General features: G+C 73.9%; 1 protein-coding gene. It reads left to right on the top strand.

Annotated features, from left to right (window positions below; translation table 11 throughout):
* The coding region (locus ABT154_RS33820; RefSeq protein ID WP_351862212.1) for an SDR family NAD(P)-dependent oxidoreductase at positions 1–5,058 on the top strand (5,058 nt) is incomplete at both ends.

The raw sequence follows: 5,058 nt of genomic DNA, 5'->3' as shown, positions 1-5,058 counted from the left end.
CGTCGTCGCCGGCGGACTGACCCTCGAGGACGGCGCCCGCGTCGTCGCCCTCCGCTCCAAGGCACTCCGCGTCCTCTCCGGCGGCGGCGGCATGGCCTGGCTCGGGATGCCGGAAGCGCAGGCGGAGGATCTCCTCACCGCGTGGACCGGCCGGATCTCCGTGGCCGCCGTCAACGGTCCGTTCTCGACCGTGGTCGCCGGACAGCCCGAAGCCCTCGACGAACTCCTCGCCCGGTGCGAGTCGACGGGCGTGCGGGCGCGGCGTGTTCCGGTGGACTACGCCTCCCACTCCCCGCACGTCGACGAGATCCGCGAGACCCTCGCCGGGGAACTCGCTGACGTCACCCCGCGCTCGGGCCGGATCGCGTTCCACTCCACGGTGACCGGCGGTGTCATCGACACCGCCGAACTGGACGGGGCCTACTGGTTCCGCAACCTCCGCAGCAAGGTGCGGCTCGCCGAGGTCGTCGAGCATCTCGCCTCCCCCGAGATGGTGTTCGTGGAGATCAGCGCCCACCCCGTCCTCGTCTCGGGCATCGCCGAGACGCTGGGCGACACGGGTGCGGTCGTCGGCACGCTGTACCGCAACACGGGCGGCCTGGAGCGCTTCGTCCAGTCCGCCGCCGAAGCCTGGTCCCACGGTGTGTCCGTGCACTGGCCGACGGTCCTCGCCCCGTACCGCTCCCGTACGGTCGAACTCCCTTCGTACCCGTTCCAGCGGCAGCGCTACTGGCTGGACACCGCGCCCGCGTCGACCGACGCCCGCGGGCTCGGGCTGACCTCGGCAGGGCACCCGCTGCTCGGCGCCGTGGTCGAACTCGTCGAGGAGGACCGGCTGGTGTACACGGGGCGGCTCGCCCTGGACACACAGCCCTGGCTCGCCGATCACGCGGTGCTCGGCACCGTACTGCTGCCGGGCACCGCGTTCCTCGAACTCGCGATGGCCGTCGGCACCCGGCTCGGTTGGCGGCGCCTCACCGAACTCACCCTCCAGGCACCGCTGGTACTGCCGCCCGACGAGGCCGTCCAGCTCCGGCTGGTCGTCGAACCGCCGACCGCCAACGGACAGCGTGAACTGGCCGTGCACTCCCGACCGCAGGACGCCGACCCGAGCGCCCCGTGGACCCGGCACGCCGTGGCCCTGCTCGACATCGACGACGAAAGCGTCGACTTCGACCTCGTCGAGTGGCCGCCGGCCGGTGCGCAGCCGATCGACGTGGAGACCCGCTACGACACCCTGGCGGAGGCGGGCTACGACTACGGTCCCGCGTTCCAGGGTCTGCGCGCCGCCTGGCGCGCCGGCAGAGACGTCTTCGCCGAGGTGAGCCTGCCCGCCGAGCTGGACGCCGCATCCTTCGGGGTGCACCCGGCGGTGCTCGACGCGGCCCTGCACGCGGTCGGTCTGCTCCGCGAGGACGGCGGCACCGTCCTGCCCTTCTCCTGGTCCGGCGTCACCGGCCACAGCGAGGGCGCGGACGCCCTCCGGGTGTGGCTGAGCGCCCGGGACGGTGACGGGGTGCGGCTGCGGGTGACCGACGGCTCGGGGAAGCCGGTGCTGTCCGCGGAGTCCGTCACGATGCGGCCGTTCACCGCCGACCTGACCGCCGGACGCGGAACCGACTCGCTGTTCCGCCTGGAATGGCAGCCGGTCCCGGCCGGGGCGGCCGACATCGAGGTGCGTACGGTCGCGGACCTGGCCGAGGTCCAGGATCCGGCGCCCCGGATCGTCGCCGTACGATGTCCGGGCTCGACGCAGGACTCCGAGGGCACCGGAACCGGCCTCGCCGGGGACGCCCACGAGGCGGCGCGCTGGGCGCTCGGGCTGGTCCAGGACTGGCTGGCCGAAGCCCGCTTCGCCGGCTCCCGTCTGCTCGTACTGACCGAGGGCGCCGCGGGCCCCGAGGTCACCAACCCCGCCCAGGCCACCGTGTGGGGCCTCATCCGTACGGCCCAGTCCGAACACCCTGACCGTTTCGTCCTGTTGGACTCGGACACCGCGCTTCCCACCGGCACCGCACCCGGGGCCGTGCTCACCGAGCCGCAGCTCGCCCTGCGGGCGGGGACGGTCCTCACCCCCCGGCTGGTCCGGCACAGCTCCCCCGCGGAACCGGTCGGCGCCTCCGGTCTCGACCCGGACGGCACGGTGCTGGTCACCGGCGGAACCGGTGTCCTCGGCGCACTCGTCGCACGGCACCTGGTCACCGAGCACGGCGCCCGCCGCCTGCTGCTCGTCAGCCGTCGCGGCCCCGACGCCCCCGGAGCGCCGGAACTCGCGTCCGAACTGCACGAGTTGGGTGCGGAGGTGGTTCTCGCCGCCTGCGACATCGCCGACCGCGACGCGCTCGCCGGGCTGCTCGCCGGTGAGCGGCTCACCGCCGTCGTGCACACCGCGGGTCTGCTCGACGACGGTGTGGTCGAGTCGCTGACCACGGACCGGCTCGCCGCCGTGCTGCGGCCCAAGGTGGACGCCGCCGCCTCCCTCGACGAACTGACCGCCGATCAGGACCTCGTGGCCTTCGTCCTGTTCTCCTCGGTGGCGGGCGTCCTCGGCAACCCGGGTCAGGCCAACTACGCCGCGGCCAACGTCTTCATGGACGCGCTCGCCGCCCGCCGCCGCGCCACCGGCCGCCCCGCGACCTCCCTCGCCTGGGGCCTCTGGGCCGAACGCACCGTTCTGACCGGGCACTTGGACGACGACACCCTGTCGACCCGGGGCATCTCCCCGCTCTCCAACGAGCAGGGCCTCGCCCTCCTGGACCGGGCGCTGGCCGACGACAACCCGCTGCTCGTACCGGCCCGCCTCGACCCTGCCGCACTGCGCTCCGACGCGCTCTCCGGCACCCTGTCCCCGGTGCTGCGCTCGCTGGTACGGGTCCCCAAGCGGCGCGCCGGTGAGTCCGGTCTGCGCCGCAAGCTCGGCCTGCTGTCCGAGGACGAGGGCCGCCTGCTGCTGGCCGACCTCGTGCACGCCCAGCTCGCCGCCGTCATCGGCCGGGACTCGGCGGACGGGATCGACCCGGACCAGCCGTTCAAGAGCTTCGGCGTCGACTCGCTGCTCGCGGTGCAGCTCCGTAACCGTCTCAACTCCGCCACCGGACTGCGTCTCCCGGCCACCCTGGTCTTCGACCACCCCACACCGGCCGCCGTCGTCGACTTCACGCTCGCGCTCGCGCGCGAACGCGCCGAGAGCGCCTCCCCGCAGCCCGCAGCCCCCGTCGTGGTCGCACCGCGTACGGACGACGATCCGATCGTGATCGTCGGCATGGGGTGCCGATTCCCGGGCGGCGTGGACTCGCCCGAGGCGCTGTGGCGGGTCGTCGCCGAGCAGCGCGACGTGATCTCCGGCTTCCCGGTCGACCGTGGCTGGGACCTCGAAGGCCTCTACCACCCGGACCCGGACCACTCGGGCACGTCCTATGTGCGCCGGGGCGGGTTCCTCCATGAGGCCGCCGAGTTCGATCCCTCCTTCTTCGGGATCTCGCCGCGCGAGGCGCTGGCCATGGACCCGCAGCAGCGGCTCCTCCTCGAAGTGTCCTGGGAGGCCCTGGAGCGGTCCGGCATCGCCCCCGGGTCGCTGCACGGCAGCGACACCGGTGTGTTCGCCGGGGTGATGTACCACGACTACGGCGGTGGCGGCCGGCTTCCGGAGGAGGCCGAGGGGCACTTCCTGACCGGCACGGCCGGCAGCGTCGCCACCGGCCGGGTGGCCTACACGCTCGGCCTGCAGGGCCCGGCGCTGACCGTGGACACGGCGTGCTCGTCGTCCCTGGTCGCCCTCCACCTGGCGGTACGCGCCCTGCGGTCCGGCGAGTGCTCGCTCGCCCTCGCGGGCGGCGCTGCGGTGATGTCCACCCCGAACACCTTCATCGAGTTCTCGCGTCAGCGGGGCCTCGCGGAGGACGGCCGCTGCAAGTCGTTCTCGGCCGACGCCGACGGTACGGCGTGGGCGGAGGGCGTCGGCGTGCTGGTGGTCGAGCGGCTGTCGGACGCCCGGCGCCTCGGCCACACGGTGCTGGCGGTGGTGGCCGGCTCGGCGGTGAACCAGGACGGCGCCTCCAACGGACTGACCGCCCCGAGCGGTCCGGCCCAGGAGCGGGTGATCCGCGCCGCCGTCCAGGACGCGGGTATCACCTTCTCGGGTGTCGACGCCGTCGAGGCGCACGGCACCGGCACGGTCCTCGGTGACCCGATCGAGGCGCAGGCACTGCTCGCCACGTACGGCACCGAGCGGGACGGACAGCCGCTCCTGCTCGGCTCCCTCAAGTCCAACCTGGGACACGCCCAGGCTGCGGCCGGAGTCGGCGGAATCATCAAGATGGTCATGGCCCTGCGCCACGGCGAGCTGCCCGCCTCCCTCAACGTGACGAGGCCGAGCGAGCTGGTCGACTGGGACACCGGCGGCGTCGAGCTGCTGACCGCACCGCGCTCCTGGCCCACCACGGACGGCAGGGTGCGACGCGCGGGTGTGTCGTCCTTCGGCATCAGCGGCACCAACGCCCACGTCATCCTCGCGGAGGCACCGGCCGAGCCCGCCACCGAGGAGACCGCGCCCGTACCGCTGCGGGACACCGGTCTTCCGTGGCTGGTCTCCGCGCGCTCGGCGGACGCGCTCGCGCAGGCCGCCGGACAGCTGGCCACCTACGTACGGGCGAGGCCCGAGCTGACCCCCGCCGACGTGGCGCTCTCCCTGGCCACCGGGCGGTCCGCCTTCGAGTCGCGGGCCGTCGTCCCCGGCACCGACGGCCGTGAGGGGCTGCTCGCCGGTCTGGACGCGCTGGCCTCCCGCGAGGTGGACGCCGTGGCGGCGGCCGTCTCCGGTGCGAAGCCGGGCCGCGCTTCCGGTGCGCCCGTCGTGTTCGTGTTCCCCGGGCAGGGTTCGCAGTGGGTGGGCATGGCGGCGGGGCTGCTCGACTCCTCGCCGGAGTTCGCGCGGGTGATCACCGAGTGCGAGACGGCTTTGGCGCCCTTCGTGGACTGGTCGCTCACGGCCGTGCTCCGTGGTGAGGACGGCGCACCGGGCCTGGACCGGGTCGATGTCGTCCAGCCCGCCTCCTGGGC

Source organism: Streptomyces sp. NPDC001728, from assembly GCF_040297565.1.
Taxonomy (GTDB): Bacteria; Actinomycetota; Actinomycetes; order Streptomycetales; family Streptomycetaceae; genus Streptomyces.
Note: the sequence above shows the minus strand (reverse complement) of the source record. Positions and strands in the feature narration are given on the sequence as shown.